The organism is Streptomyces sp. NPDC037013 (assembly GCF_055607265.1).
The window spans coordinates 446,080-471,410 of record NZ_JBVJRV010000009.1 but is presented as its reverse complement, the minus strand read 5'-3'; the positions used below and the strand labels follow the sequence as shown (position 1 = coordinate 471,410).

The window sequence follows — 25,331 nt, the reverse complement described above, 5'->3', positions numbered from 1 at the left end:
ACCGGCAAGATGCTCGACGAGCGCCTGGGCAAGATCACCTTCTGGACGCTCTTCATCGGCTTCCACGGCACCTTCCTCGTCCAGCACTGGCTGGGTGCCGAGGGCATGCCGCGCCGTTACGCGGACTACCTCGACGCCGACGGCTTCACCGCGCTGAACACGATCTCGACGATCTGCTCGTTCCTCCTCGGTCTGTCGATCCTGCCGTTCTTCTACAACATCTGGAAGACGGCCAAGTACGGCAAGAAGGTCGAGGTCGACGACCCGTGGGGTTACGGCCGTTCGCTGGAGTGGGCGACCTCCTGCCCGCCGCCGCGGCACAACTTCCTCACCCTGCCGCGCATCCGCTCGGAATCGCCGGCGTTCGACCTGCACCACCCTGAGATCGCGGCTCTCGGCCACATCGAGAACGACGGGCAGAAGGACACCGCGCTGTTCGGCGGCGACAAGGAGGCCGCGAAGTGAAGATCCAGGGCAAGATGTTCATCTGGCTGAGCGTCTTCGTCCTCGCCATGGCGATCGTCTATGGCGTGTGGTCGAAGGAGCCGGCCGGTACCACGGCGCTCTTCCTGGCCTTCGGCCTGTGCATCATGATCGGCTACTACCTGGCCTTCACGGCCCGGCGGGTCGACGCCTCCGCACAGGACAACAAGGAGGCCGACGTCGCGGACGAGGCCGGCGAGGTGGGCTTCTTCAGCCCGCACAGCTGGCAGCCGCTCTCGCTGGCCGTCGGTGGGGCGCTCGCCTTCATGGGCGTCGTCTTCGGCTGGTGGCTGCTGTACTTCTCGGCCCCGATCATCCTGATCGGCCTGTGGGGCTGGGTCTTCGAGTACTACCGCGGCGAGAACCAGACGCAGTGAGCCGGTAGTTCCCGCTCGGCCCGGAGGGCCCGGACACTCCTTCAGGAGTGACCGGGCCCTTCGGCGTGTCGGGCTTGACCCCCGGACGGGTCACTCACCGCGCCGGACAGGATGAAGCTCCATACCGTGTGTTCATGAGCCACTCACCGCGAATTCGCACGGTACTGAGCTGCACGATGCTGGTGGCCGCCCTCGGTGCGGGGGCCGGCGCCTGCAGCTCCGACGGCCACCCGCTCTCGGCGAAGCCGTACGACGCGGCCGGCCAGATCGCCTTCAACGGCCCTGTGGGCAGCCAGAAGGCGGACCCGGACAAACCCCTGGAGGTCACGGCCCAGGGGGACGAGGCGCGCATCACCGACGTGACGGCCACCGACGCGATGGGCCGGTACGTGGCGGGCGAACTCTCCGCCGACGGCGAACGGTGGCACAGCACCGCCCCGCTGGCGGCGGGCGCCCACTACACCGTGCGGGTGAGCGCCGAGGACGAGGACGGCGCGCCGGGCCGCAAGGTCCTGACCTTCGACACCGGCGCCCCCGCCGAGAAGAAGCAGCTGAAGGTCACCTTCGGCCCCGAGGCGGGAAAGTACGGCGTCGGACAGCCCGTCACGGCCAAGCTCAGCGCCCCGGTGAAGGGCAAGGAGGCCAGGGCGACCGTCGAACGCGCGCTCAAGGTCCGCTCGACTCCCGCCACAGAGGGCTCCTGGTACTGGGTGGACAGCGAGACGCTGCACTACCGCCCGAAGGAGTACTGGCCCGCGGGAGCGACCGTCGACGTCTCCAGCAACCTGCGGGGTCTGAAGGTCGACGACAAGCTGTGGGGCGCCGAGACCAAGCCGCTGAGGCTCACCATCGGCGACCGGGTCGAGGCCGTCACGGATGCCGGTTCCCACTACATGACGGTCTACCGCAACGGCGAGGAGATCAACTCCATGCCGGTCACCACCGGCAAGCCCGGCTACTCCACGCGCAACGGCGTCAAGGTCGTGCTGGGCAAGGAGTACTCCGTACGCATGACCAGTGCCAGCATCGGCGCGTCCGACTTCTACGACAAGCAGGTGTACTACGCGACGCGGGTCACCGACTCCGGCGAGTACGTGCACGCCGCGCCCTGGTCGGTGGGTTCGCAGGGGTACGCCAACACCAGCCACGGCTGCACCGGCATGAGCACCGGGGACGCCGCCTGGTTCTACGAGACCGTCCGCCAGGGCGACCTGGTGAAGGTCATCAACAGCTACGGCGAGGACATGCCGGCCTTCGGCAACGGCCTCGGCGACTGGAACATGAGCTGGAAGAAGTGGCGCAAGGGCAGCGCGCTGCTCTCCGGCACCAAGGAAGGCCCCACGGCGGCCGACGCGGCCAGGCTGCGGCCGAGGGTCTAGCGGCCCGGCAGAGAGCCGCTCAGAGGCCCGCCCGGCGATGGGTCCGGCAAGGGCCGCCCGCGGACGCACGGAAGGGCCCACGCCGCGGCGTGGGCCCTTCCGCGGTGCCGGGTGAGGTCAGGCCTCCACGGCCGTCTTGCTGCGCAGCAGACCGGCCAGGGCGGCCGCGAACTCCACCGGGTCGACCGGCAGGGTCACCGCGGCCTCCGCGCGGCTCCAGGTCGCGAGCCAGGCGTCCTGCGGGCGCCCCATCAGCAGCAGGACGGGCGGCGCCTGGAAGATCTCGTCCTTGATCTGGCGGCAGACACCCATCCCGCCCGGCGCCGACTCGCCGTCCAGCACACAGACGTCGATGCCGCCCTGGTCCAGCTCCTTCATGACCGCGTGCACCGTCGCGCACTCGACGAACCGGACCTCGGGAACATCCGTCGCCGGCCTGCGGCCGGTGGCCAACCGGACTTGCTCGCGGGTGCTCGCGTTGTCGCTGTAGACCAGCACCGTGGCGGTCGGCTGCATTGTTCCTCCGATACGTCGAGCTGTTGCGTCGAGCTGTGCCGTCATGGGATCGGGAACCGATGCGCGGATGCTACTCCTCCCGACACCCCGTCAACAGCGCTTCGGACAGGCCTCCGATGGGCCATCCGGGCAGGACACACCCCGTAGACACTCCGAACGGCACCCCCCGGGGTGAGGGCGGGATAAGCGACCGACATAATGTCGGTCGTGGCGACAGCAACGACAGTAGATACCGGGCACGCGCACCCGCCGGTCAATCGACCGAACCTCACCAGCGTCGGAACCATCATCTGGTTGAGTTCCGAGCTGATGTTCTTCGCGGCCCTCTTCGCGATGTACTTCACCCTGCGATCGGTGACAGGTCCTGATCACTGGAAGGAAATGGCCTCGGCCCTTAACTTCCCGTTCTCGGCGACGAACACCACGATCCTGGTGCTCTCCTCCCTCACGTGTCAGCTCGGCGTGTTCGCGGCTGAACGCGGTGACGTGAAGAAGCTCCGGATGTGGTTCATCGTCACCTTCATCATGGGTGCGATCTTCATCGGCGGTCAGGTGTACGAGTACACCGAGCTGGTCAAGCACGAGGGCCTCTCGCTCTCGTCCGACCCGTACGGCTCGGTCTTCTACCTGACCACCGGCTTCCACGGACTGCACGTGACGGGCGGCCTGATCGCCTTCCTGCTGGTCCTGGGACGCACCTATGCGGCCAGGAGGTTCACCCACGAACAGGCGACCGCAGCCATCGTCGTGTCCTACTACTGGCACTTCGTCGATGTGGTCTGGATCGGCCTCTTCGCCACGATCTACATGATCAAGTAAGCGGCAGGTCGCTCACGCGACATCCGACATATTCCTGAAGCATCGACGCAGAAGATCCTGACACCGGGGTAATCCGTGAAAAAGCTCTCCGCACGACGACGCCATCCGCTGGCGGCGGTCGTCGTCCTACTCCTCGCGCTGGCGGCCACCGGGGGGCTGTACGCCGCGTTCGCGCCGGCGGACAAGGCGCAGGCCGAAGACACCGCCCAGTCCCTCGCCATCGACGAGGGCAAGAAGCTCTACGCCGTGGGCTGCTCCAGCTGCCACGGAACCGGCGGTCAGGGCTCCTCCGACGGTCCGAGCCTGGTCGGCGTCGGCGCCGCCGCCGTCGACTTCCAGGTCGGCACCGGGCGTATGCCGCTCCAGCAGCAGGGTGCCCAGGCGCCCAAGAAGAAGGTCATCTACAACCAGGCCCAGATCGACCAGCTCGCGGCGTACATCTCGTCGCTGGGCGCCGGTCCTTCGGTCCCGACCGAGAAGCAGTACAGCCCGGACGGGGCGGACATCGCCAAGGGCGGCGAGCTGTTCCGCACCAACTGTGCCCAGTGCCACAACTTCACCGGTGAAGGTGGCGCGTTGACGCACGGCAAGTTCGCGCCTTCGCTGGAGGGTGTCTCCCCGAAGCACATCTACGAGGCCATGCAGACCGGCCCGCAGAACATGCCGTCCTTCCCCGACACCACGATGCCGGAGAAGAACAAGAAGGACATCATCGCGTACCTCGACGCGGTCAACGGTGAGAAGACCGAGAGCCCTGGCGGTCTCAAGCTGGGCGGTCTGGGTCCGGTCAGTGAAGGCCTCTTCGGCTGGATCTTCGGTCTCGGTTCGCTGATCGCGGTCGCCGTGTGGGTCGCCGCTCGGACCGCAAAGGCCAAGAAGTCATGAGTAGCCAAGAGATTCCAGAAGAGAACCTGCCCAGCACGCAGGAGACCGAGCACGGCTCGGTGGCGGTGACGGAAGAGAACCCGTTCGCCGACCCGGGGCTGCCGCCCCACGAGCACCGCGTCCAGGACATCGACGAGCGGGCCGCGAAGCGCTCCGAGCGCGCCGTGGCGTTCCTGTTCACCCTCTCGATGATCGCGACGGTCGGCTTCATCGCCTCGTACGTGGCGATCCCGGCGGACAAGAGCGTCTTCATCTGGCCGCTCGGTCACATCAGCGGACTCAACTTCGCCCTGGGCACCACCCTCGGCGTGGCGCTGTTCTGCATCGGCGCGGGCGCGGTCCACTGGGCCCGCACCCTCATGTCCGACGTGGAGATGACCGACGAGCGGCACCCGATCGCCGCCGAGCCCGAGGTCCGGGCCAAGGTCATGGCGGACTTCAAGCAGGGTGCCGCGGAGTCGGGTTTCGGACGGCGCAAGCTGATCCGCAACACGATGTTCGGCGCGCTGGCCCTGGTCCCGCTCTCCGGCGTCGTCCTGCTGCGTGACCTCGGTCCGCTGCCCGAGGACAAGCTCCGGCACACCAAGTGGGCCAAGGGCAAGATGCTCGTGAACATGAACACGAACGAGCCGCTGCGCCCCGCCGACGTGCAGGTCGGTTCGCTGACCTTCGCCATGCCCGAGGGCATGTCGGAGCACGACCACGACTTCCAGACGCAGATCGCCAAGGCCGCCCTGATGATCGTCCGGATCCAGCCGGAGAACATCAAGGACAAGCGCGAGCTGGCCTGGTCGCACGAAGGCATCGTGGCCTACTCCAAGATCTGCACCCACGTGGGCTGCCCGATCTCCCTGTACGAGCAGCAGACGCACCACGTCCTCTGCCCGTGCCACCAGTCCACCTTCGATCTCTCCGACGGTGCCCGAGTGATCTTCGGCCCGGCTGGTCACGCCCTGCCGCAGCTGCGCATCGGCGTGAACGAAAAGGGCTACCTCGAGGCGCTCGGCGACTTCGAAGAGCCCGTCGGTCCTGCCTTCTGGGAGCGCGGATGAGCACCAATGCTTCGAACGACAAGCGTCGTCAGGCGCCCGCGGGCGAGCGGGTCGCCGACTGGGCCGACGGCCGGCTGGGGATCTACTCCCTGGCCAAGGCCAACATGCGGAAGATCTTTCCGGACCACTGGTCCTTCATGCTCGGCGAGGTCTGCCTCTACAGCTTCATCATCATCATCCTCACGGGTGTGTACCTGACGCTGTTCTTCCACCCGTCGATGAACGAGGTGGAGTACCACGGCAGCTACATCCCGCTGCAGGGACAGCTGATGTCCGAGGCGTTCAACTCGACCATGCACATCAGCTTCGATGTGCGCGGTGGTCTGCTGATCCGGCAGATCCACCACTGGGCGGCGCTGATCTTCCTCGCCGGCATGTTCGTGCACATGATGCGCGTCTTCTTCACGGGTGCGTTCCGCAAGCCGCGTGAGATCAACTGGCTCTTCGGCTTCCTGCTGTTCTTCCTGGGCATGTTCACCGGCTTCACCGGTTACTCGCTCCCGGACGACCTGCTCTCCGGCACCGGTGTCCGCTTCATGCAGGGCGCCATCCTGGGAGTGCCGGTCATCGGCACATACCTGTCGATGTTCCTGTTCGGCGGGGAGTTCCCCGGCGGCGACTTCGTGGCGCGCTTCTACTCGGTGCACATCCTGCTGCTGCCGGGCATCATGCTCGGCCTCGTGGTGGCCCACCTGATCCTGGTCTTCTACCACAAGCACACGCAGTTCGCGGGCCCCGGCAAGAGCAACAAGAACGTCGTCGGCATGCCGCTGCTGCCGGTCTACATGGCCAAGGCCGGAGGCTTCTTCTTCCTGGTCTTCGGTGTCATCGCGGTCATCGCGGCGATCGCCTCGATCAACCCGATCTGGGCCATCGGCCCGTACCGTCCCGACCAGGTGTCCACCGGCGCCCAGCCCGACTGGTACATGGGCTTCGCCGAGGGTCTCATCCGTGTGATGCCGGGCTGGGAGATCAACCTCTGGGGCCACACGCTCGTCCTGGGCGTGTTCATCCCGCTGGTGCTCTTCCCGCTGGTCCTCGTGGCCATCGCGGTCTACCCGTTCATCGAGTCCTGGGTCACCGGCGACAAGCGCGAGCACCACATCCTGGACCGCCCGCGCAACGCCCCGACCCGTACGGCCTTCGGTGTCGCGTGGATCACGGCGTACATGGTCATGCTCGTCGGTGGCGGCAACGACCTGTGGGCGACCCACTTCCACCTGTCGCTGAACGCGATCACCTGGTTCGTCCGGATCGCCTTCTTCGTCGGGCCGGTCATCGCCTTCATCGTCACCAAGCGGATCTGCCTGGGTCTGCAGCGGCGCGACAGGGACAAGGTGCTGCACGGCCGCGAGTCGGGCATCATCAAGCGCCTGCCGCACGGTGAGTTCATCGAGGTCCACGAGCCGCTCAGCCAGGACAAGCTGCACACGCTCACCGCGCACGAGCAGTACAAGCCGGTCGAGATCGGCCCGACGGTCGACGAGAACGGTGTCGAGCGCAAGGTGTCCGGTACGCAGAAGCTCCGGGCCAAGCTCTCCAAGGGCTACTACGGGGAAGAGAGCCAGATCCCCAAGCCCACCGTCGACGAGTACAAGGAGATCACCAGCGGCCACGGCCACCACTGATCGACCTGAGCGTCGCCACGGCGAGAGCCCCGTCCAGTTCATGGACGGGGCTCTTTGCCGTCCCGGCGGCTGGATAGGGTGGTGCCACCCCTGCGCGCAGGGGTGATTCCTTCATACGCAGACGAAGACCAGGAGCGGCTATGAGCGCTGTGACCCCCGCAGGAGGCGACACCGCGGCGGCCCGTTCCTGGCCGGACGTGCTGAACGGCCTGCTCGACGGACGGAACCAGAGCGCCGACGACACCGCGTGGGCGATGGACCGCATCATGCGCGGCGAGGCCACCGACGCGCAGATCGCGGGCTTCGTCGTGGCGCTGCGGGCCAAGGGCGAGACGGTCGAGGAGATCTCCGGCCTGGTCCGCGCCATGTACGCGCACGCCAACGTCATCGACGTACCCGGCCCGAGCGTGGACATCGTGGGCACGGGCGGCGACGGGGCCAAGACCGTCAACATCTCGACCATGTCCGCGATCGTCGTCGCGGGCGCGGGCGCGAAGGTCGTCAAGCACGGCAACCGCGCCGCCTCCAGCGCCTCCGGGGCCTCCGACGTCCTGGAGAAGCTCGGCGTCAACCTGGACCTGACCCCCGAACGGGTGGTCGAGGTCGCCGACGAGGCCGGCATCACCTTCTGCTTCGCCGTGAAGTTCCACCCCGCGCTGCGGTACGCGGGCGGCGCGCGGAGCCAGTTGGGGATCAGGACCGTCTTCAACCTCCTCGGCCCGCTCACCAACCCGGCCAAGGTCCGCGCCCAGGCGGTCGGGGTCGCCGACCCCCGGATGGCCCCCGTGGTCGCCGGGGTCTTCGCCGAGCGCGGGCACTCCTCCCTGGTCTTCCGCGGCGACGACGGGCTCGACGAGCTGACGACGACGTCGACCTCGCGGGTCTGGGTGGTACGGGACGGCGCGGTGCGCGAGGAGGCCTTCGACCCGCGGGACGTCGGCATCGACCTGGTGCCGGTCGAGGCGCTGCGCGGCGCCGACGCGTCGTACAACGCCGAGGTGGCGCTGCGTCTCCTCGACGGCGAGCGCGGTCCGGTGCGGGACGCGGTGCTGCTGAACTCCGCTGCGGCGCTGTGCGCCCTCACGCCGACCGACGAGCCGCTGGTGGACCAGATCCGCGCCGGCATGGCGCAGGCGGCGCAGGCGATCGACTCGGGCGCCGCCAAGCGGGCCCTGGAGCGCTGGGTGGCGGCCAGCAACCGCTGAGGTTCCCCCGATGTGACGCAGGGCGCAGTCCGAATCCCGGACTGCGCCTTGCGCGTCGAAGATCGTGTGGCAAGATGCTGCACAGGTCATGAGTGACAGCGACTACGGCCCCGGCCCGCTGTCCGGCAACCCTCCGTCCGTGGCGGGGTGCCCCGGGTGAAGACCAGGTCGTACGCAGCAAGGCGTATGGCAAGCGCGGACCCCTGGACATCGGTGAATGTCCGCCCCTGGGGTCCTGGTCCTCAAGGGAGCAGTCTCGTGAGCAAGCGAATGTGCTAGGGCCTTCGGCCCCTTTTCCGCGCACCCTTCTTTCTTCATCACTGCACCGCCGCACCCCTCTGTCCTCCGTGCGCGCGCGCAGTGAACTCACTTGCCTCTTACGGGAGTTCGCCATGTCTGTTTCCGCCGTCGCCGCCGACTCGTCCGTCTGTGCCCCGCTCGCCGTCCTCGGCCGGGACGTCACCGTTCCGCTGGTCACCGGCGGCGAGGTGACCTACGCCGCGCTCGACTACGCGGCGAGCGCTCCCGCGCTGCAGCGGGTGTGGGACGACGTGGCCGCGTACGCGCCGTACTACGGCAGCGTGCACCGCGGCGCCGGATACCTCTCGCAGCTCTCCACCGACCTGTTCGAGAACAGCCGGGCCGCCGTCGCCGAGTTCCTCGGCTGCCGCGAGGGCGACCAGGTCGTCTTCACCCGCTCCACCACCGACTCGCTCAACCTGCTCGCCAAGGCCCTCCCCGCCGGCTGCGAGGTCTTCGTCTTCGAGACCGAGCACCACGCCTCGCTGCTGCCGTGGCGGGACGCCCGCGTCACGTACCTCAACGCCCCGCGCACCCCGGACGAGGCCGTGCAGACGCTGGAGCGCGCGCTCGCCGACCGCGACCCCTACGGCCCGGCGCTGGTCTGCGTCACCGGTGCCTCCAACGTCACCGGTGAGCTCTGGCCGGTGCGCGAGCTGGCGGCGGCCGCTCACGCGCACGGTGCCCGCATCGTGCTCGACGCCGCCCAGCTCGCGCCCCACCACCCCGTCTCCGTCGACGAGCTGGACGTCGACTGGGTCGCCTTCTCCGGCCACAAGCTGTACGCGCCCTTCGGCGCGGGCGTCCTCGCAGGCCGCTCCGACTGGCTGCGCGCCGCCGAGCCCTACCTCGCGGGCGGCGGGGCCTCGCGGAAGGTGGCCCGGCGCGCCGACGGCGGCGTCGACGTCGAGTGGCACGACACGGCGGCGCGGCACGAGGCCGGCTCGCCCAACGTCATCGGCGTGTACTCCATCGCCTCCGCCTGCAAGGCGCTGACCGAGGCGGGCTTCGACGCGCTGGTCGCCCGTGAGCAGCACCTGATCCGCACGGTCCGCGAGGGCCTCGCCGAGGTGCCGCAGGTGCGGGTCCTCTCGCTCTTCGGGGACGACGCGCCGCGCGTGGGCGTCATCTCCTTCGTCGTGAACGGCTGGAACAGCTCGCACTTCGCCGCCGCGCTCTCCGCCGAGTACGGCATCGGCGTACGGGACGGCCTGTTCTGCGCCCACCCGCTGGTGCGCACCCTGCTCGGCAGCGAGGCCGACGAGCCCGGCGAGTGCGGCGCCCCCGAGGCGGCGCCCGGCGAGAAGTCGCTGAACGCCATCCGGGTGAGCTTCGGCGCGGGCACCCCCGACGAGCACGTCGAGCGTTTCGTGCGCGCCGTCAAGGAGCTGGTGGCCGACGGCGCGCGATGGAACTACCGCACCGAGGACGGGCGTTGCGTGCCGGACACCGGCGTCGCCGCCTGACCGGGCGGCGCGGGGTCCGCGTGCGCCGGAGGGAGAGGCCCTAGGAGTCGAGGCCGATCGCGAACGCGGCCTCCAGGTCGTGCTGCGAGTACGTGCGGAACGCCACGTGCGTGTCGGTCGCCTCGACACCGGGGATCTTGCTGATCCGGCCCGGGATGACGTCCGCGAGGTCGTCGTGGCGCGGCACCCGCACCATCGCGATCAGGTCGTACGTGCCGGTGACGGAGAAGACCTCGCTGACGGAGTCGAGCGCGGCGATCGACTCGGCGATCTCCGGAATCCGGTCCACGCTGGTCTTGATGAGCACGATCGCGGTGATCACGGCTGGCTGTCTCCCTCGGTGGCCGGTGCTGTGCCTTTCACTCTAGCCCTCCCGTCTCGGGCCCCGGCCGCCGTGCGGACGTGCTCCGCGCCCCCCTCCGCTGCCTGCGCGCCCACCATCCCCACGCGTACAGGAAGCCGAGCGTGAACCCCACCAGGTGCGCCAGATAGGCGACCCCCGTGCCCTGGCCGCCCCGCCCCGCCGCCAGCCACTGCAGCGTCACCCAGAACGGCAGCACCACCCATGCGGGAAAGCGCAGCGGCAGGAAGAAGAGGAACGGGAAGAGGCTGGTGACGCGCGCCCTGGGGAAGAGATACAGGCAGGCGCCGAGGACGGCGGAGATGGCGCCGGACGCCCCGACGAGCGTCTGGTCGGACCCCGCGTGCGCGGCCGCGTAGGCGAGCAGGGCGAGATATCCGCAGCAGACGTAGAAGCACGCGTACAGGAGGTGCCCCATCCGCTCCTCGACCATGACCCCGAAGACGTACAGGAACAGCATGTTCCCGAGCAGATGAAGCCAGCTTCCGTGCACGAACAGGGCGGTGAACGGGCCGAGCGCGGCGCCCGGGTCACCGCTGAACAGTTCGACGGGCACCACCCCCCACCGCTCGAAGTAGGCCTGCTGCGCCCCGATCAGCTCGTCGCCGCGGCCGTAGGCGGGGTTGAAGCCGGACACCGGGGAGACCAGGAAGACCGCGCAGCAGACGGCGATCAGTCCGTACGTCACCGGGGCGGGATGCCCCCTGAGCAGCCGGCCCGCCTTCGTACCCCATGTTCGGATCATGGACAGAGCATGACGTAACGGGCGCTACCTGCCCAGAGCGCCATGCCGCTCCGTGGGCCGCCGCACGGCGCCCCTTACAGGCCTTAGGGTTACGGGCAATACGCACACGGAAAGCCGCGTAGGCCCCACGGTCGCCGAAGACGTCGCCGGACGAGTCACCGAAGAAAGCGAACAGCAACGATGACGGTTCCCCTGCCGACCGCCACCACCCGGTGGCGCTGCACGCTCTGCGGCAATCTCACGCGTTTCGATGTGACCCGCAGCTCGAAGGTGGTCGAGTATGTCCATCTCGACCTGGCCGGAGAGTCCAGCGTCGAGGAACGCGAGGTGGTCAGTGAGACCATCGAGTCCGTGCGCTGCCGCTGGTGCAACGCCGTGGATCAGGTCGAACTCGTGGACAGGCCGGGCGCCGCTTCCTGAGGGAGCGGGCCCGCACAGGTAGTGGGGTGACGGATGGTGGAGAGCGCAGGCGGCGAGCCGGACGACGGCGCCGCTGAGGTGCTCGACCGTCCGCTGCCCGACGGGGTGCGCCGGCGGGTCGTCCAGATCGTCTCGGACGGCTTCGGCGGCCTCACCCTGGCCGAATTGCCCGCCCAGCTGCGGCAGTACGCGCGCTTCACGCCGACCCGGCGCGCCAAGTTCGCGGCCAACGCCATGGCCGCGGCGGTCGAGAGCGACACCCTCTTCCGCCAGCGCATCGGCGAACGCCTCAGAGAGGCCCAGAGCGAGCTCGCCGCCGCCCTGGACGCCGGCACGCCGCCGCCCGCCGCGGACCCCCTGGACGTGGCCGCCGCGGCCTATGTGCTGCGCCCCACGGGCTGGGTGAAGCTGGTCACCGCCGCGGGGGAGGAGGCCCAGCGGGCCGACGCCGAGCGCGCCGACGACGAGACCCGGGCCGAGCTGGAGCGGCTGCGCGAGGAACTGGCCGCGGCCCGCGGGCAGACCAAGGCGGAGACCGAGCGGCTGCGCGCCGAACTGGAAGCGGCACGCAGGGAAGCCGAATCGATGCATCGCAAGCTGCGGGGCGCGCTCAGCGACGTCAAGCGCGGCGAGGCGGCGCTGCGCAAGGCGGCCGCCGAGACCGAGGCCGTGCGCGCCGAGGGCCAGGCCCAGGTGTCCGCCGCCGAGAGCGAGGCGCGGCGGCTCAAGGCGCGGCTCGGTGAGACGGAGGCCGCCCTCGAGGCCAGCCGCAGGGCGGCGCGCGAGGGGCGCAGCGTGGAGGACATGCGGCTGCGGCTGCTGCTCGACACGGTTCTGGACGCGGCCCAGGGGCTGCGGCGCGAACTGGCCCTGCCGCCCGTCTCCGTACGGCCGGCCGAGACCGTGGACGCCGTCGAGCCGGGGCGCATGTCGCCCAAGGACATCGCCGCCCGCGCGCTGTCCGAGAGCGACCCGGCCATCCTCGACCAGTTGCTCGCGCTGCCGCAGGCGCATCTGGTCGTCGACGGCTACAACGTCACCAAGACGGGCTATCCGACCATGCCGCTGGACAAGCAGCGGCTGCGGCTGCTCGGCTCGCTCTCGCAGCTGGCCCTCCAGTCGGGCGCCGAGGTCACCTGTGTCTTCGACGGCGCGGAGCTGGCCGCGCCGGTGCTGCTCGCGCCGCCGCGCGGGGTGCGCGTGCTCTTCTCCAAGCCCGGTGTCACCGCTGACGAGTTGATCCGCCAGCTGGTGCGCGCGGAGCCGCCGGGGCGGCCCGTGGTCGTCGTCTCCACCGACCGTGAGGTGGCCGATGGGATCGCCAAGGCCGGGGCGCGGCCGGTGGCTTCGGCGGTGCTGCTGAAGCGGCTTTCGCGGGGCTAAAGGGGTACTCGGCAACTGCTGGGCCCTATGCCCGGATTGAGGACCCGTCGTGTGCGACGTAGCGTCAGAAGATCATTACGGGCTGTGCGTCATCGGTAAAGAATGTTGTCCGCGACCGATTTTTTGCTGGTGTGATTTGAACTGATCACAAGAAGGTCACTAGGGTCAGCCCTCGAACCCCCGCTCGGTTGATCACCCATCCGGGGTGGCGGCGGTGGTACCCGCCCGCCGCGTCCCGGTAGGCGGCCGGAGGAAGAAGGAGCCGCCCGCGTGGCGTCCCACCGTCGACCCAAGCAGCCGAGCCGCACCCGCGTGACCGTGCTCACCGCGACCGCCGCCGCTGCCGTGGCCCTCACCTCGCAAGGCGCCGCCCAGGCCGCGCCGAAGCCGAGCAAGGAAGAGGTCAAGTCCAAGGTCGACAAGCTCTACGAGGACGCGGAGCGGGCCACCGACAAGTACAACGGGGCCAAGGAGAAGCAGGAGAAGCTGGAGAAGCAGATCGGCGACCTCCAGGACAAGGTCGCCCGCGGCCAGGAGGAGCTCAACGACCTGCGCGACGGCCTCGGTTCGATGGCCAGCGCCCAGTACCGCTCCGGTGGCATCGACCCCTCCCTGCAGCTCTTCCTCTCCTCCGACCCGGACGACTACCTCGACAAGGCGTCCACCCTCGACCAGCTGAGCAGCCAGCAGGTCGAGGCGCTCAAGAAGATCCAGAAGAAGCAGCGGGACCTCGCGCAGCAGCGCAAGGAGGCCGCGGGCAAGCTCGACGACCTCGCGGACACCCGCGAGGAGCTCGGCAAGAAGAAGAAGGAAGTCCAGGGCAAGCTCGGCGAGGCGCAGAAGCTCCTCAACACGCTGACCGCCAAGGAGAAGGCGGCGCTCGCCGCCAAGGAGCAGAAGCGCGCCAGCCGTTCCGCCGGCGACCGCACCGACCTCGGCGACGAGAAGCCCGCGTCGGGCCGCGGCGCCGCCGCCCTGAGCGCCGCCGCCACCCAGATAGGCAAGCCCTACGTCTCCGGCGGCACCGGCCCCAACTCCTACGACTGCTCCGGCCTCACGCAGTGGGCGTTCGCCCAGGCCGGCGTCCACATCAGCCGCACCACGTACACCCAGCAGAACGACGGCACGAAGATCGGCCGCAGCGAGCTCAAGCCGGGCGACCTGGTGTTCTTCAACAACCTCGCGCACGTCGGCTTCTACGCGGGCAACGGCCAGGTGCTGCACGCCCCGCACCCCGGCGCCTCGGTGCGCTACGAGTCGATGTCCTACCTGGGCACCTTCCAGTTCGGCGTCCGCATCTGACCGCGGCCACCGCGCCGCTGACGTCAACGCCGTGCCGACACCGCCCAAACGGGCGAATTCCGGCAACTCCCGCTGACCCCGCGCCCCGTTGATGACCTGCGTCTGAGGCGGGGCGCAGGGCTGTCCGCACCCTTCCGCACCCCGCCGGGTCTTTGGCCGCTCCGTGTCCGCACGGCTACTGTCGGCGCGCATTCCCTCCGGCAACCGGGGGGTCCGTCAGCGGAAGGGAGAGCGGCGTCTCGTGGGGTTCCATCGCCGTCCCGCACAGCCCGGTCTCGACCGGAGCGCACGTGTGACCGTCCTTTCAGCGGCAGCGGCCACCGCGGCGGCGGCCCTCGCTGCCGTCCCCGCCGGTGCCGCGCCGCAGGACAAGCCGTCCGACACCCGGGCCAAGGTGGACCGGCTGTACGAACAGGCCGAGCAGGCGACCGAGCTGTACAACAAGGCCGATGAGCGCACCGACAAGCTGCGCGCCCAGGTCGAGCGGGCCAAGGACAGCGTCGCGCGCGGCCAGGAGCGCATCAACCGGATGCGCGGCGCACTCGGCGCGCTCGCCGGGGCCCAGTACCGCGCCGGCGGCATCGACCCCTCGCTGGCCCTGATGCTCTCCTCCGACCCGGACGGCTACCTGGAGCGGGCCTCGGTCCTGGACCGCGTCACCGCCCGCCAGGCGGGTGAACTGGCCGATCTGCAGCGGGCCCAGCGCGGCCTCGCCCAGCAGCGCACCGAGGCGGGCCGCAAACTTGCCGAGCTGGAGAAGAGCCGCACCGCCGTCGCCCGCCACAAGCGGGTCGTCGAGCACAAGCTGGCCATGGCCAGACGGCTGCTCAACTCGCTGCCGAGCGACGAGCGCGAGGCGTACGAAAGATCCTCGCGCGGCGGCGACCGCCCCGAACTGCCCGCACTCGGCGGCGCCCCCGCCTCGTCCCGGGCGGCCGCGGCCATCGCCGCCGCGCGCTCCGCGGTCGGCCGCCCCTACGTCTGGGGTGCCAACGGGCCCTCCGGCTTCGACTGTTCGGGCCTCACCCAGTGGTCGTACGCCCAGGCCGGCGTCGGACTGCCGCGCACCTCACAGGCCCAGCGGTACGCCGGACGCCAGGTGCCCCTCTCCCAGGCGCAACCCGGTGACCTCGTCGTCTACCGCGACGACGCCAGCCACGTCGGGATGTACGTGGGCAACGGCCAGGTCGTGCACGCGCCGTACCCCGGCGCGGTGGTCCGCTACGACCCCGTCGGCATGATGCCGGTCTCGTCCGTGACGCGGATCTGACCGGCGGGGGACCGGACCGGCCCCGTACGATCGGGAACGTGGCTGGTCACAGACGTGGGTCGTGGGTGGTGGCGCTGTGCTTCGCGCTCTGCCTCGCCCTGCTCGCCGGATGCGGCGGCGACCCGGTCCCGGATGCCGCCGCCGGTGATGTGCGCAGGCTCCTGGAGCGGCGCGCGCAGGCCGTCCTCGACGACGACGAGAAGGCGTACGACGGCACCGAGCGGCCCGCGAAGGGCGCCGCCGACCTCTTCGAGAGGATCGACGACGTCCCGCTCGACTCCTGGGAGTACCGGCTGACCCGCCTCGACCGCTCCGGCGCCGAAGCCACCGCCGACGCCGAACTCCACTACCGCATCAAGGGGTACGACCGCGCGCCGGTCACCGCGGAACGCACGCTCTCCCTGAAGCGGCACGGCGGACAGTGGTACGTCACCGCCGAACGCCCCGCCAAGGATGCCGGGGAGCAGCTCTGGGACCAGGGCCGGGTCAGGGTCGAACGCGGCGCGCACAGCCTCGTCCTCGGCGTCGGGCGGAGCGCCGCCGAACTGCGCGCCCACCGCGAGCTCGCCGACCGGGCGGTGCCCGCCGTCCGGGACGCCTGGCCGCAGAAGTGGCCGGGCCGCGTCGTCGTCCTGGTGCCCCGTTCCCTGGACGGCATGGCGGGACTGCTCGCGGCGCCCGCCTCCGGGTACCGGGGGATCGCGGCGGTCACCACGGGCGAGACGGGCGGCTCGGGACGGGCGCCGGCCGACCGCGTCATCCTCAACCCCGAGGCGTACGGCGTCCTCGGCGACTTCGGCAAACAGGTCGTCCTCACCCACGAGGCGACCCACGTCGCGACCCGCGCGCAGACCTCGGCCGCCACCCCGCTCTGGCTCTCCGAGGGGTTCGCGGACTGGGTGGGCTACCGCGGCACCGGGCGCACCGCGGAGCAGGCCGCCCCCGAGCTGCGGCGCGCGGTGCGGCGCGGCGAGCTGCCGAACGCGCTGCCCGGGGACGACGACTTCGGCTTCGGCGGGGACGCCGGGCGGCTCGCGGGCGCCTACGAAGGCGCGTGGCTGGCCTGCCGGATGATCGCGGAGCAGTGGGGCGAGCGGAAACTGACGGACTTCTACCGGGCCGTGGGCGCCCACGAGGGACGGGCGGGCGCGGTCGGCGCCGCGCTGCGGGACGTCCTCGGCACCACGCCCGGTGCGTTCACGGCGCGCTGGCGTACGTATCTGCGCGCGGAGCTTGGCTGACCTGCTCCGGTACCGGCTGCCGCTCCGCGCGGCGCGGTTCGGAGACCGTCTGCCGCCACAGGTTCCGGCCCGCCAGCAGCGCCGCGGCGACCAGCAGGCCGTTGCGCACCAGGAGCAGGCAGACCCCCAGCGGATCCCCCGCCACCACGTGCGAGAACCAGACGGGGAACTCGAGGAACGTCACGAACGCCGCCACGAGGACCAGCCGCGCCGGGACCTCCATGCGGCTCGCGCCGAAGGCGAGGCAGACGGCGGCGGTGCCGACCAGCCAGAGCAGGTACTGCGGGCTGATCACCCGGCTCGTGGCGGTGAAGAGCAGCACGGCGACGAAGGCCGCGTCCGCGGGCGTGCTCGCCGCCCAGACCCTGGCCCGCAGCCGCCACGCCAGGAGCCAGCAGAACGCCACCACCGTAAGGACCTGCGCCGCCGAGCTCACCATCGGCACGTACGGGCCGAGGAACTCCACCGAGCCGTAATTCAGCCGCACTTCGCCCCGCCAACCCAGGTGCCGCCCCACGTGGAAGACGAGCGCGCCGAGCGACTCCACCTCCGTGCCGCGGTCGCGCTGGAAGGTGAGGAAGGCGAGCGCGCCCGGCACCGACACCACACAGGCCATGGTCAGCACGAGGGCCGTCCCCGCGGCCGCCGTCCAGGACCGCCGCGTCGCCCGCCCGCGCGGGGCGCCGACGAGCAGCAGCACCGGCCACACCTTGAGCAGCGCCCCGAACCCGGCGAGCGCCCCCATCGTGCGCGGATGCCGCGCTCCGGCGAGCAGCGCGGCGACCGCGACGGCCACCACCATCACGTCGTACCGGGCGTACACGATGGGCCCGAGCAGGGCCGCGCCCACCACCCACACCCAGGCGCCCCGCGGCGACTTGCCGGGCCGTCGCCCCGCGTACAGGAGCAGCCCGCACACCGCCGCGTCGCAGAGGAGGGCAAGGACGAAGAAGGCCGTCGCGTAGCCGAGGAAGGGCAGCAGGGCGGGGGAGAGGACGGCGAGGGCGGCGGCGGGCGGGTACTGCCAGGTGACGTCGTCGAGCGGGAAGGTGCCGGTGCGCAGCACCCCGTACCAGCCCTGGTAGATGACGGAGACGTCGCTGGTCACGTCCGGGCCCGGGACCGTGAGCACCCGGCAGACGCAGAGCAGCAGAACGGTTCTGGTCAGGACCCAGACGGTCAGGATGCGTCCCATGCGCGCCTCGCCCCTTTTCTCATACTTCATTGTGATTCGTGGAGCCATGATGCCGGGCGGGGCCGGGCGAGGGCGAAGAGGCTGGGCCGTTGGGTACTGTCGTGCGCGATGCACAAGACCCTGATCGTCACGAACGACTTCCCGCCCAGGCCCGGTGGCATCCAGGCGTTCCTGCACAACATGGCGCTGCGCCTGGACCCCGACCGGATCGTCGTCTACGCCTCCACCTGGAAGCGCGGCCGCGAGGGCGCCGAGGCCACCGCCGCCTTCGACGCCGAGCAGCCCTTCCAGGTCGTACGCGACCGCACCACGATGCTGCTGCCCACCCCCCGCGTCACCCGCCGCGCGGTCTCACTCCTGCGCGAACACGGCTGTACGTCGGTGTGGTTCGGGGCCGCCGCGCCGCTGGGGCTCATGGCCCCCGCGCTGCGCAGGGCCGGGGCGACCCGCCTCGTCGCCACGACCCACGGCCACGAGGCGGGCTGGGCCCAACTGCCCGCCTCCCGCGGGCTGCTGCGCCGGATCGGCGAGTCGACGGACACGATCACCTACCTCGGCGAGTACACGCGCTCGCGGATCGCCGCCGCGCTGACCCCCGCGGCGGCCGGCCGCATGGTCCAACTCCCGCCTGGCGTGGACGAGAAGACCTTCCACCCCGGCTCCGGCGGGGCCGAGGTGCGGGCGCGGCTCGGGCTGACCGACCGGCCCGTGGTCGTGTGCGTCTCCCGGCTGGTGCCGCGCAAGGGACAGGACACGCTGATCCTCGCCATGCCGCGGATCCTGGCGGGGGCGCCCGACGCGGTGCTGCTGATCGTAGGCGGCGGGCCGTACGAGGAGAGCCTGCGCAAACTCGCGGCGGAGACCGGGGTGGCGGACTCCGTGCGCTTCACGGGGGCCGTGCCGTGGGAGGAGCTGCCCGCGCACTACGGCGCGGGCGACGTCTTCGCCATGCCCTGCCGTACGCGCCGCGGCGGCCTCGACGTCGAGGGCCTCGGCATCGTCTACCTGGAGGCGTCCGCGACGGGCCTGCCGGTGGTCGCCGGCGACTCCGGCGGGGCGCCGGACGCGGTGCTCGACGGCGAGACGGGCTGGGTCGTCCGGGGCGGGGCGCCGGAGGAGGCGGCGGAGCGGATCGGCGCGTTGCTGGGCGATGCGGAGTTGCGGGGGCGGATGGGGGCGCGGGGCCGGTCCTGGGTGGAGGAACGGTGGCGCTGGGACCTCCTGGCCGAACGCCTCCGAGAACTCCTGTAACTTGCCCTGGCCCTGTCGCACGGTTCCCCGTGCGGGGAGGCTTCGTCGGCGGCTGCGGGTGATTGTGGGCCGCTCGCGCAGTTCCCCGCGCCCCTGAACGCCCGAGGGGTTGCCCCGGGTGCTTTGTTGGCGGCTGCCGGGTCGTTGTGGGTTGCTCGCGCCGTTCCCCGCGCCCCTGAACGCCCCAGGACGTGCCGGGGTTGCTTCGTCGGAGGCTGCGGATGTGTGGTGGTTGCGCGCGCAGTTCCCCGCGCCCCTGGACGCCCCTTGGGCTCGCGCAGTTCCTCGCGCCCCTGGGCCGCGGCTGCGCCGCGTCAGGGGCTCGGGGGTCGGGGAAGCGGGGCGAAGCCCCCGCTTAGGGGCGCGGGGAACTGCGCGAGCAACCACGACGAACCCCGGCCCCGCAAACAAACAGCCGCCCCACGGCGAGTGGGCGTGAGCAACCCGGCGAGAGCAGCAGCCGCGAGCGAAGAGCACACCCCACGGGCAAGTGGGATGACAACTCCCGAGAGCGGCAGCCGCGAGCGACGCGCACCCCCCCACGGGCAGTGGGCGGGCCGGTTGCGCTACGCGTGGTAGATCGCTTCGATTTCGTCCGCGTAATCCTTCGCCACCACATTCCGCTTCAGCTTCAGCGACGGCGTCAGATGCCCCGACTCCTCCGTGAACTGCGAGCCGAGCACCCGGAACTTCCGTACCGATTCCGCCTTGGAGACCGCCGCGTTGCCGTCGTCCACCGCGCTCTGGATCGCCGCGAGCAGGTCCGCGTCGTCACGGAGGGAGAGCGCCGTCGACCCGGCGGGCTTGCCGTGTTCCGCGGCCCACCGGCCGAGGAACTCGTCGTCGACCGTGACCAGCGCGCCCACGAAGGGGCGGCCGTCGCCGACGACCATGCACTCGGCGATCAGCGCGTGCGCGCGGATGCGGTCCTCGATCACGGCGGGGGCGACGTTCTTGCCGCCCGCGGTGACGATGATCTCCTTCTTGCGGCCGGTGATGCGCAGGTAGCCGTCCTCGTCGAGGGTGCCGATGTCGCCGGTGTGGAACCAGCCGTCGGCGAGCGCCTCTTCGGTGGCGCCCTCGTTGTTCCAGTAGTGGGAGAAGAGGTGCTCCCCGTGGAGGAGGACCTCGCCGTCGTCGGCGATGCGGACGACGGAGCCCGGCAGCGGCTGGCCGACCGTGCCGATCTTCTGGCGGTCCCACGGGTTGAAGGCGGTGGCCGCGCAGGACTCGGTGAGGCCGTACCCCTCCAGGACCGTGAAGCCGATGCCGCGGAAGAAGTGGCCGAGCCGCTCGCCGAGCGGCGCGCCGCCGGAGATCGCGTACTCGCCGCGGCCGCCGAGGACGGCGCGCAGCTTGCTGAAGACCAGCTTGTCGAAGATCTTGTGCTTGATCCGCAGGCCGAGGGACGGGCCCGACGGGGTGTCGAGCGCGCGGCTGTAGGCGATCGCCGTGTCCGCGGCCCTGTCGAAGATCTTGCCCTTGCCGTCGGCCTGCGCCTTGGCGCGCGCCGAGTTGTAGACCTTCTCGAAGACGCGCGGCACACCGAGGACCATGGTCGGCCGGAACGAGGCCAGCTCGTCCGTGAGGTGCTTGATGTCGGGCGCGTGGCCGAGTTTGATCGGCGCCATCAGCGCGGCGACCTCGACGAGCCGTCCGAAGACGTGTGCGACGGGCAGGAAGAGCAGGACCGAGCACTCGCCCGTACGGAAGAGGGGCTTGAGCCGCTCCACGACGTTGCCGCACTCGGCGAAGAAGCTGCGGTGGGTGAGCACGCAGCCCTTGGGGCGGCCCGTGGTGCCCGAGGTGTAGACGATGGTCGCCGGGTCGTCCGCGCCGGCCACCGCGCTGCGCTCGTCGACGGTCTCGTCGGGGACGTCGGCGCCGGTGCGGCGCAGCTCCTCGACGCCGCCCTTGTCGATCTGCCAGACGGTGGCGAGCGCGGGCAGCCCCTCGCGGACGGACTCGACGGCGGCGGCGTGCGCGTCCAGTTCGACGACGCAGGCCACGGCGCCGGAGTCGCCGAGGATCCACTGGATCTGCTCGGCCGAACTCGTCTCGTACACCGGTACGGTGACCGCGCCCGCGCTCCAGATGGCGAAGTCGAGGAGCGTCCACTCGTAGCGGGTGCGGGACATCAGGCCGACGCGGTCGCCGGGGCCCACGCCCGCGGCGATCAGCCCCTTGGCGGTGGCGCGCACCTCGGCGAGGAAGGCCTTGGCGGTGACGTCCTGCCAGCGGCCGTCGACCTTGCGGCCGATGACGGCGACATCCGGGTGCTGCGCGGCATTTCTGCGGACGATGTCGGTCAGATTGCCGTCCGCAGGGACCTCGTACAGGGCCGGAAGGCTGAACTCGCGCAAGACTGCTGCTCCTACATAGGGCGCCGGCGCCACGACGTTGTGTGCTGCGACGGTGCGGTCCAAGATCGGGCAGGTGCTCAGTCGGGATGGGGGGCCGAGCACTACTGGACTGCCCGGACGTTACCCATCGGTATGGCTTGTTCGGTAGGGGGGCAGGGCCAGATGTTCGGTGCGTCACACGTCGCTGTGGTCTGAATCGCACAGTACGCCACCGTCTTCCCGACTCGGAAGTAACCGCAGGTCCGGCCGGTGCCCGGGGGCCCCTACCCTCCGCGGGGCCGCCGTCCTAGGGTGATCCGCATGCCAGCTTTCCGGGTCAATGTGGTCAGTGACGTGCACGGCAACGCCGAGGGTCTCGCCCGCGCGGGGGACGGCGCGGACGCGCTCGTCTGCCTCGGCGACCTGGTGCTCTTCCTCGACTACGCCGACCACTCGCGCGGCATCTTCCCCGACCTCTTCGGCGCCGAGAACGCCAGCAGGCTGGTGGAGCTGCGCACCGCCCGCCGCTTCGAGGAGGCCCGGGAGTTCGGCAGGCAGCTGTGGGCGGGCATGGACCGGAACGCGGCGATCGAGCGGGCGGTCCGCAAGCAGTACGCCGAACTGTTCGCCGCCTTCCCCACTCCGACCTACGCCACCTACGGCAACGTCGACATCCCCTCCCTCTGGCCCGAGTACGCCGGGCCGGGCACCACCGTCCTCGACGGCGAACGGATCGAGATCGGCGGCCGCGTCTTCGGGTTCGTCGGCGGCGGCCTGCGCACCCCCATGCGTACTCCCTACGAGATCAGCGACGAGGAGTACGCCGCCAAGATCGAGGCCGTCGGCGAGGTCGACGTCCTGTGCACGCACATTCCGCCGGACGTACCCGAGCTCCTCTACGACACGGTGGCGCGCCGCTTCGAGCGGGGCAGCCGGGCACTCCTCGACGCGATCCGCAGGACCCGTCCGAGGTACGCGCTCTTCGGCCACGTCCACCAGCCCCTGGTCCGGCGCGTGCGCCTCGGCGCGACGGAGTGCGTGAACGTCGGGCACTTCGCGGGGTCGTCCAGGCCCTGGGCCCTGGAGTGGTGAGTCTGCCCCGCGCGGTAGCCTTCACGCGGTACACACCACCCCTTCCCCAAGCCCTCGGCTGCGCACGAGCAGGGGAGACCCAAGCGGACCGCTTCTGGAGGAGCCACAGCGATGGCCGAACACACCAGCTCGAGCATCACGATCGAGGCGGCACCGGCCGAGGTGATGGGAGTGATCGCCGACTTCGCCCGCTATCCGGACTGGACGGGAGAGGTGAAGGAGGCGGAGGTCCTCGCCACCGACGAGCAGGGCCGCGCCAAGCAGGTCCGCCTCGTCATGGACGCCGGCGCGATCAAGGACGACCAGACGCTGGGCTACACCTGGACCGGTGACGACGAGGTGAGCTGGACCCTCGTCAAGTCCCAGATGCTGCGCTCCCTGGACGGCTCGTACCTCCTGAAGCCGGTGGGCACCGGCACGGAGGTCACCTACCGGCTCACCGTCGACGTCAAGATCCCGATGCTCGGCATGATCAAGCGCAAGGCGGAAAAGGTCATCATCGACCGCGCACTCGCGGGCCTGAAGAAGCGAGTGGAATCAGGCGAGGCGTAGGCCGCCCGGCCAGGAGCGGACCACAGGCCTGAGGCAGGCGGCCCGGCCGATGGCGTGCCCCTGCCCCTGAGGCAAGCGCTCCGGCCGGTGGCGTGCCCCTGACCCTGAGGTCGCCCCGAGACAGGCCGCCCGGCCTGCCGCGGGGCCTTCGGTCATCCGGTCTGGTGGGTGGTGTCCGGTCTGGCGTGCTCGGTCTGTCCGACGTGAACCGACCGGCCTGGCGTGAGCCGTTGGGTCGGTCCGATGCCCGCCCGGGACGTCGCGCGGGCATCCGGTCCGCCCCCTTGACGCCCCGGCCAGGGTCGGACGACGGCTGACGTACCGTTCACTCTTATGCGCACCCTTCTCGTGACCGGGTCCGGCGGGGCCGGGCGGAGCACCGTTGCCGCGGCCACCGCGCTTGCCGCGGCGCGGGCCGGGCAGCGGGTCCTCCTGCTCGGTTCCGACCGTGCCGACACCCTCGGCGCCCCCGACGCGCACCCCGGCCTCACCACCCTGCGGCTCGCCCCCGACGCCCGCTTCCGGGACGATCTGCTCGCCCTGCAGGAACGTGCCGCCCCCGCCCTCGACCTGCTCGGCGCCGAGCGGCTCGACGGCGAGGAGCTGACCCCGTTGCCCGGGGCCGAGGAGCTCGCCCTGCTGCGCGCCCTGCGCGACGCCGCCCGCGACGACGCGTACGACACCCTGGTCGTCGACCTGCCGCCCGCCCCCAGGGCCCTGGCCACCCTCGCCCTCCCCGAGCAGCTCCGCCGCTACCTGCGCCGGCTGCTCCCGCCCGAGCGGCAGGCGGCCCGCGCCCTGCGCCCCATGCTCGGCCGCCTCGCCGGCGTCCCCATGCCCGCTGCCTGGCTGTACGAGAGCGCGGCCCGGCTGGAGGACGAGCTCGCCGCCGTCCAGCGCGTCATCGAGGCTCCCACCACCACCGTGCGGCTGGTCGCCGAGCCGGGACCGGCGGGCGACGACGCCGTGCGCGCCGCCGTCACCGGCCTGGCCCTGCAGGGGCTGCGCGCCGATCTCCTGATCGCCAACCGGGTCCTCCCGGACGCCGGCGCCGACACCTGGCTCGCCGGGCTCTGCGCCCAGCAGCACAAGACCCTCGGAGAGTGGGAGGCCGGGGCGGGGGGCGCTTACGAGCGGCTCGTCCGCGTTCCGCATCTGGGGCGTGATCCGCGGGGCGCCGACGATCTCGCCGCCCTCGGCCTGACCGCGCCCGCCCCCGCCCCCGCCCCCGTCGCCTGGCCCGTCACCGAGGCCCCTGCCGACGCCGACGGGAGCCACACGTACGTCTGGCACATCCCGCTCCCCGGCGTCACCCGCGAGGAGCTCGGGCTGATCCGGCGCGGCGACGAGCTCGTCGTCACCGCGGGCCCCTTGCGCCGCATCGTCACCCTGCCGTCCGCGCTGCGCCGCTGCACCGTCGCCGGGGCCGGGCTGCGCGAGGGCGAGCTGCGGGTGCGGTTCGCGCCCGACCCGCAGCTGTGGCCGCGCGGCGACTGAACCCCGCCGCCGCACGGACGGTGAACGCGTGACCGCCATTCGGGTAACGTCGAGTGCCATGAGCGATGCCACCGAGCGCGAAGCCCCCGAAGCCGACGCCGACGCCTGGGAGCAGGCGTGCGCCGAGGATCTCGCGGCCGAGCGGGCCCGCCGCCGCGCGGAGTACGGCGCCCCGACCGGGTCGGCCGCCGAGGAGCTGCGCAAGCTCGTCGACGCCGTCTCCGAGAAGCTCTCCGGGCTGCAGACGCCCCTGCTCGGCGCGGTCGCGCAGGGCGCCGTCGAGCAGACCATCAAGCAGGTCGTCCGGGAGGCGAAGGCCGTCGTCGAGCCGGTCATTGAGCGCAATCCCGACGTCTTCGACCACCTTGCGGCGGCCGGTTCCGAGCTGCTCGCCGCCTACCGCTCCGCCGCCCGCGGCCAGGAGGGCAGGTGGACCCGCGGCGACACTCCCGCGGCCGGCACGAAGGAGACCGCGGACGGCCCGGACCGCCGTGACGAGGGCCCCGCGGCCGGGGAACACATCGATCTGGACTGACCCCCCTCGGGTACGGTGGGCCGTAGCGGGGCTCG

24 protein-coding genes and 1 riboswitch are annotated in these 25,331 nt (G+C 71.1%); of the genes, 19 read left to right on the top strand and 5 right to left on the bottom strand.

Annotation, left to right across the window (positions count from 1 at the left end):
- The 3 genes from ACZ7DY_RS32760 to ACZ7DY_RS32750 form a co-directional block, all read left to right on the top strand.
- A partial coding sequence (locus tag ACZ7DY_RS32760) for a cbb3-type cytochrome c oxidase subunit I (protein ID WP_471141899.1) occupies window positions 1-465 on the top strand: 465 nt, incomplete at its 5' end.
- Window positions 462-860, top strand: a complete 399-nt coding sequence (locus tag ACZ7DY_RS32755) for a cytochrome c oxidase subunit 4 (RefSeq protein WP_055566237.1) — start codon at window positions 462-464, stop codon at window positions 858-860. The genes ACZ7DY_RS32760 and ACZ7DY_RS32755, both read left to right, overlap by 4 nt.
- A 134-nt stretch (window positions 861-994) precedes the next feature.
- The gene (locus tag ACZ7DY_RS32750) at window positions 995-2,239 is read left to right on the top strand and encodes a L,D-transpeptidase (protein ID WP_471141896.1); all 1,245 of its coding nucleotides are present in this window, start codon (window positions 995-997) and stop codon (window positions 2,237-2,239) included.
- Between the two features lie 117 nt (window positions 2,240-2,356).
- Here the strand turns inward: ACZ7DY_RS32750 and ACZ7DY_RS32745 are convergent, their stop codons facing one another.
- Window positions 2,357-2,755: a hypothetical protein gene (locus ACZ7DY_RS32745; protein ID WP_471141894.1), complete on the bottom strand. Its 399-nt coding sequence runs from the start codon at window positions 2,753-2,755 to the stop codon at window positions 2,357-2,359.
- Window positions 2,756-2,953: 198 nt separating this feature from the next.
- Here ACZ7DY_RS32745 and ctaE point away from each other — a divergent pair, with 198 nt between their 5' ends.
- The 6 genes from ctaE (at window position 2,954) to ACZ7DY_RS32715 (ending at window position 10,110) form a co-directional block, all read left to right on the top strand.
- Window positions 2,954-3,574 carry an aa3-type cytochrome oxidase subunit III gene (gene ctaE / locus ACZ7DY_RS32740; protein WP_055566234.1) on the top strand — a complete coding sequence of 207 codons (621 nt, stop codon included), beginning with the start codon at window positions 2,954-2,956 and terminating at the stop codon, window positions 3,572-3,574.
- Between the two features lie 75 nt (window positions 3,575-3,649).
- Window positions 3,650-4,459 carry a cytochrome bc1 complex diheme cytochrome c subunit gene (gene qcrC, locus ACZ7DY_RS32735; protein ID WP_471141892.1) on the top strand — a complete coding sequence of 270 codons (810 nt, stop codon included), beginning with the start codon at window positions 3,650-3,652 and terminating at the stop codon, window positions 4,457-4,459.
- On the top strand, window positions 4,456-5,511 hold the full coding sequence (gene qcrA, locus ACZ7DY_RS32730; RefSeq protein ID WP_471141889.1) for a cytochrome bc1 complex Rieske iron-sulfur subunit: 1,056 nt from the start codon (window positions 4,456-4,458) through the stop codon (window positions 5,509-5,511). The genes qcrC and qcrA overlap by 4 nt, the downstream gene beginning before the upstream one ends.
- Window positions 5,508-7,139, top strand: a complete 1,632-nt coding sequence (gene qcrB, locus ACZ7DY_RS32725; protein WP_471141887.1) for a cytochrome bc1 complex cytochrome b subunit — start codon at window positions 5,508-5,510, stop codon at window positions 7,137-7,139. The genes qcrA and qcrB overlap by 4 nt, the downstream gene beginning before the upstream one ends.
- Before the next feature lie 140 nt (window positions 7,140-7,279).
- Complete coding sequence (gene trpD, locus ACZ7DY_RS32720) at window positions 7,280-8,344, top strand: anthranilate phosphoribosyltransferase (protein ID WP_471141885.1); 1,065 nt, start codon at window positions 7,280-7,282, stop codon at window positions 8,342-8,344.
- Window positions 8,345-8,428: 84 nt separating this feature from the next.
- Window positions 8,429-8,546: riboswitch (SAM riboswitch) on the top strand.
- A gap of 190 nt (window positions 8,547-8,736) precedes the next feature.
- Entirely contained in the window at window positions 8,737-10,110 is a 1,374-nt protein-coding gene (locus tag ACZ7DY_RS32715; protein ID WP_471141883.1) for an aminotransferase class V-fold PLP-dependent enzyme, read from the top strand.
- 40 nt (window positions 10,111-10,150) lie between these two features.
- Here the strand turns inward: ACZ7DY_RS32715 and ACZ7DY_RS32710 are convergent, their stop codons facing one another.
- Together ACZ7DY_RS32710 and ACZ7DY_RS32705 are read right to left on the bottom strand one after the other, a co-directional pair.
- A complete protein-coding gene (locus ACZ7DY_RS32710; RefSeq protein WP_125512351.1) occupies window positions 10,151-10,432 on the bottom strand; it encodes an Lrp/AsnC family transcriptional regulator in 282 nt (93 codons plus the stop codon).
- Window positions 10,433-10,469: 37 nt separating this feature from the next.
- The gene (locus ACZ7DY_RS32705; protein WP_471141880.1) at window positions 10,470-11,216 is read right to left on the bottom strand and encodes a rhomboid family intramembrane serine protease; all 747 of its coding nucleotides are present in this window, start codon (window positions 11,214-11,216) and stop codon (window positions 10,470-10,472) included.
- 180 nt (window positions 11,217-11,396) lie between these two features.
- On the opposite strand from ACZ7DY_RS32705, the gene ACZ7DY_RS32700 reads away from it, so the two are divergent.
- From ACZ7DY_RS32700 to ACZ7DY_RS32680, 5 genes are all read left to right on the top strand, one after another.
- Window positions 11,397-11,636: a hypothetical protein gene (locus tag ACZ7DY_RS32700; protein WP_471141878.1), complete on the top strand. Its 240-nt coding sequence runs from the start codon at window positions 11,397-11,399 to the stop codon at window positions 11,634-11,636.
- A gap of 33 nt (window positions 11,637-11,669) precedes the next feature.
- Window positions 11,670-13,019, top strand: a complete 1,350-nt coding sequence (locus tag ACZ7DY_RS32695) for an NYN domain-containing protein (protein ID WP_471141876.1) — start codon at window positions 11,670-11,672, stop codon at window positions 13,017-13,019.
- 270 nt (window positions 13,020-13,289) lie between these two features.
- Window positions 13,290-14,321, top strand: coding sequence for a C40 family peptidase (locus ACZ7DY_RS32690; protein ID WP_471141873.1), 1,032 nt, complete (start codon window positions 13,290-13,292; stop codon window positions 14,319-14,321).
- Between the two features lie 241 nt (window positions 14,322-14,562).
- On the top strand, window positions 14,563-15,591 hold the full coding sequence (locus ACZ7DY_RS32685; RefSeq protein ID WP_471141871.1) for a C40 family peptidase: 1,029 nt from the start codon (window positions 14,563-14,565) through the stop codon (window positions 15,589-15,591).
- A gap of 38 nt (window positions 15,592-15,629) precedes the next feature.
- Window positions 15,630-16,832 (top strand): hypothetical protein, encoded by a 1,203-nt coding sequence (locus tag ACZ7DY_RS32680; RefSeq protein ID WP_471141868.1) that lies wholly within the window; start codon window positions 15,630-15,632, stop codon window positions 16,830-16,832.
- Here the strand turns inward: ACZ7DY_RS32680 and ACZ7DY_RS32675 are convergent.
- Window positions 16,789-18,027: a glycosyltransferase 87 family protein gene (locus tag ACZ7DY_RS32675; protein ID WP_471141866.1), complete on the bottom strand. Its 1,239-nt coding sequence runs from the start codon at window positions 18,025-18,027 to the stop codon at window positions 16,789-16,791. The genes ACZ7DY_RS32680 and ACZ7DY_RS32675 overlap by 44 nt on opposite strands.
- Window positions 18,028-18,135: 108 nt before the next feature.
- Here ACZ7DY_RS32675 and ACZ7DY_RS32670 point away from each other — a divergent pair, with 108 nt between their 5' ends.
- Window positions 18,136-19,278, top strand: coding sequence for a glycosyltransferase family 4 protein (locus ACZ7DY_RS32670; RefSeq protein ID WP_471141865.1), 1,143 nt, complete (start codon window positions 18,136-18,138; stop codon window positions 19,276-19,278).
- A gap of 566 nt (window positions 19,279-19,844) precedes the next feature.
- Here ACZ7DY_RS32670 and ACZ7DY_RS32665 read toward each other — a convergent pair.
- Entirely contained in the window at window positions 19,845-21,641 is a 1,797-nt protein-coding gene (locus ACZ7DY_RS32665) for an AMP-dependent synthetase/ligase (RefSeq protein ID WP_471141862.1), read from the bottom strand.
- Window positions 21,642-21,941: 300 nt separating this feature from the next.
- On the opposite strand from ACZ7DY_RS32665, the gene ACZ7DY_RS32660 reads away from it, so the two are divergent.
- From ACZ7DY_RS32660 to ACZ7DY_RS32645, 4 genes are all read left to right on the top strand, one after another.
- Window positions 21,942-22,712 carry a metallophosphoesterase family protein gene (locus ACZ7DY_RS32660; protein WP_471141860.1) on the top strand — a complete coding sequence of 257 codons (771 nt, stop codon included), beginning with the start codon at window positions 21,942-21,944 and terminating at the stop codon, window positions 22,710-22,712.
- Between the two features lie 111 nt (window positions 22,713-22,823).
- Entirely contained in the window at window positions 22,824-23,264 is a 441-nt protein-coding gene (locus tag ACZ7DY_RS32655; RefSeq protein ID WP_471141857.1) for an SRPBCC family protein, read from the top strand.
- Between the two features lie 333 nt (window positions 23,265-23,597).
- Window positions 23,598-24,761, top strand: a complete 1,164-nt coding sequence (locus ACZ7DY_RS32650; protein WP_471141856.1) for an ArsA family ATPase — start codon at window positions 23,598-23,600, stop codon at window positions 24,759-24,761.
- A gap of 58 nt (window positions 24,762-24,819) precedes the next feature.
- Window positions 24,820-25,296, top strand: coding sequence for a DUF5304 domain-containing protein (locus ACZ7DY_RS32645; protein ID WP_471141854.1), 477 nt, complete (start codon window positions 24,820-24,822; stop codon window positions 25,294-25,296).
- Window positions 25,297-25,331 lie beyond the last annotated feature (35 nt).